At 49.3% G+C, this 2,879-nt stretch carries 3 protein-coding genes and 1 pseudogene; 2 read left to right on the top strand and 2 right to left on the bottom strand.

The features are described from left to right. Positions 1–96 (top strand): annotated as a pseudogene (locus A8707_RS30075) (DDE-type integrase/transposase/recombinase); the annotation flags it as partial. A 153-nt stretch (positions 97–249) separates the two neighbouring features. Here the strand turns inward: A8707_RS30075 and A8707_RS25930 are convergent. Then, positions 250–1,116, bottom strand: coding sequence for a peptidoglycan DD-metalloendopeptidase family protein (locus A8707_RS25930; protein ID WP_197485093.1), 867 nt, complete (start codon positions 1,114–1,116; stop codon positions 250–252). 708 nt (positions 1,117–1,824) lie between these two features. Between A8707_RS25930 and A8707_RS25925 the strand changes: the two genes are divergently transcribed. Then, positions 1,825–2,502, top strand: a complete 678-nt coding sequence (locus tag A8707_RS25925; RefSeq protein ID WP_068820318.1) for a DUF1345 domain-containing protein — start codon at positions 1,825–1,827, stop codon at positions 2,500–2,502. A 158-nt stretch (positions 2,503–2,660) separates the two neighbouring features. Here A8707_RS25925 and A8707_RS25920 read toward each other — a convergent pair. Continuing rightward, on the bottom strand, positions 2,661–2,879 hold a 219-nt coding region (locus A8707_RS25920), incomplete at its 5' end, for a DDE-type integrase/transposase/recombinase (protein WP_156518841.1).

Here is a 2,879-nt window from a genome sequence, read left to right as displayed (position 1 = left end):
AGCAAGTACCTGAATAACATCATCGAGCAGGATCACCGCAACATCAAGCGATTGACAAAGCCAATGATGGGATTCGGCTCATTCAACACAGCGAGATGAACCTTGAGTGGCATCGAAGCGATGAGTATGATTCGCAAAGGACAAGTGAAGGGAGTCAGCAAAGGGGACAGTGTATCTCAAGCGAAGTTTATCGAAGAACTGTTCGGAATTAGCGCTTAACGGAATGCGAACGAGATACTTCGTTTGTCACTAAAAAGTATTTGCGACACAACCTACCTGAATCGGTTGAGTTTCAAGATTGGGGACTTGCTTTGTATGAGCTAGAAACAACCTTGGATCAACCGCGTGGTCATGGTCATCCGCCCCTTCTCGAATCTCATAGTGCAGATGAGGACCAGTTGAATTTCCGTTGCTCCCAATATCAGCAATATGTTGAGAGGAGTGAACCAAGTCCCCAACCTTAACGTATGACTTCGTGATATGACCAAAAAGGTGAATCCGTCCTTCGTCATCTTTCAGCTTGATGTGCCAGCCGTAGCCCGAATCGTAGCTTGTGATATCAGTTTCTCTGCCCACATAAATCACGACCCCACAAATAGGACTGTAAATGGGATTCCCAATCTTGCCGTCAAAGTCAACTCCAGTGTGAAATCGAGTTTGTCCAGGGTTAAAGGGGTCTGGAGATAGACCGAATCCAAAGTTAATGTGGGGGTGGGGAACGGGATAAGTCAGCGTGCAATTCGAGGACTGATTGAACACCTTGGAGGCAGCAGGGGCGTTCGGTACTGATGCTCTTTGCAGAGGCGCTCGAAACAGAGGCTCACTCAATTTGGGCTGAGGCATTGTCACCAGCAGATGCACGAGATCGCTTCGTACCCAGCCAACTGCACCGGAGCGCTCGAACTTCACGTCATACCAAATCTCCCCATGGCTTTGGGTTTGGTTGAGAATCTCGACTCGATCTCCAGCAAACCCGTAGTGCAACGGATCTGCCAGAGTGGATGGATTGGCACGGACATTAATGGGAGTGGTGTGATCAAGAGCCGTGAGTTCAGCTGACCGAGCTAAAACCGAAAGACTTCGTTCTCCTGAGACAGTAACCAGACCGGCGCTCAAGACAAACAAAAGAAGGCTTCGGAGGACAACCCGTAGTGTGTAGTTCCGTGTCATTAGCAGAGCTTCTCAAGGTTAAAGGGGGACAAAAATAAAGACAGAGGGCTTTCTGAATCAAAAGGTAACCCTGGTGTTCGCAAGCGTCTCACTTCTTTCCGTAAGGTTGAAGACAGGTACTGAAATTGTCTGATTGATAGATCAAGTGTACTCAATGCTATGATTAAAATATTAACCTGCTATCCCAGTCTTATTCCCGCGACTCAACTCCAGATCAGGAAATATCGATCTACAGCCTATTCCCGCGTGTACAGTGACTTTTTATTGGTCGTGAAGACACATTAGTGTCGTTAAAGGCGCAAGGCTAGGTCTGGCTTGCTTTTCCGCCTAAAGCCAGCTTGGCAATCCTGCTGACCTGGACGCTAGGCTGCTGAGCGAAATCTCTCTGCAACCCTGCAACAGAGAGGGGTTTGCTCAGCGACACGAATTTGTCTCGATGTCATTTAATGTGGCACTGTACAACTTTTGGAAAAGCCTTAAACGCTAGACCCCCTCTAACTATGGCAAAAATACCTTAGTCCTTTGGGCAAAAGCGTTGCCCTCTACCCCAGTGCTTTGAACCATGCCAATTATTCTATATTCCAGTTAACCTGACAATACCGTAGGCAGTAATCATGGGTATACTACCGCTGACAACCCTTGCTTCCTCTCCTTATGAACCTTACATCTGGCCCCAGGCTGTCTCGTAAGTGGAGCGTCCGCCCGCGCTTGCTGGGCTCCATTGCGTTCGCTGGTCTCGTTGCGCTCCTACTACCGACACGGCTGCACTGGGCGACACGGCTACTCTGTCTTTGGGACGCTGGCATGCTCTGCTTCTTAGCCTGGACCTGGGGGCTGATGTTGTCAGCAACTCCTGAGATCATGCATAAAAATGCGCAGCGCCAGGATGCGGGGCGGTGGGTGCTACTGAGCCTGATTACCGCTGCTGCCTGTATCAGCATCTTGGCGATTGTCTTCCTGTTACAGAACACGAAAGGGGCTTCAGATAGTCTAGTGCTGCTGCATGTTACACTCTCAGGACTAACGATTGTAGGTTCCTGGCTGCTGGTTCACACCATCTTTGCGTCCCACTATGCGCGCCTCTATTATCAGGAAGGCAAGACTCTAGCCGAGTGCAAAGACGACGGACTCGATTTTCCGGGTGACACGTATCCTGACTACTGGGATTTTCTGTACTTTTCCTTTGTCATTGGGATGACGAGCCAAGTGTCTGATGTCGCCGTACGCTCCCGGACTCTGAGGCGGTTGTCTTTACTGCATGGCATTCTCTCGTTTTTCTTCAATACCAGCCTCTTAGCGATGACGATCAACCTTGTGGCAGGGCTGATCTAACCTCGATCGCCTAGCAGACAGGCAGGACCGATGCAGCCGCACTAGGGGGTCTCAGGTCGAGTTCTTGTAAAGCAGGACAAGAACCGCAATGACGTTGAATATAGGGTTGTGTCGCAAATACTTTTTAGTGACAAACGAAGTATCTCGTTCGCATTCCGTTAAGCGCTAATTCCGAACAGTTCTTCGATAAACTTCGCTTGAGATACACTGTCCCCTTTGCTGACTCCCTTCACTTGTCCTTTGCGAATCATACTCATCGCTTCGATGCCACTCAAGGTTCGTCTCGCTGTGTTGAATGAGCCGAATCCCATCATTGGCTTTGTCAATCGCTTGATGTTGCGGTGATCCTGCTCGATGATGTTATTCAGGTACTTGCT

The sequence above is a fragment of the Phormidesmis priestleyi BC1401 genome (genome assembly GCF_001650195.1).
Taxonomy (GTDB): Bacteria; Cyanobacteriota; Cyanobacteriia; order Leptolyngbyales; family Leptolyngbyaceae; genus Phormidesmis_A; species Phormidesmis_A priestleyi_B.
The sequence above is the reverse complement of the archived record's forward strand: the minus strand, read 5'-3'. Positions and strand labels throughout refer to the sequence as shown.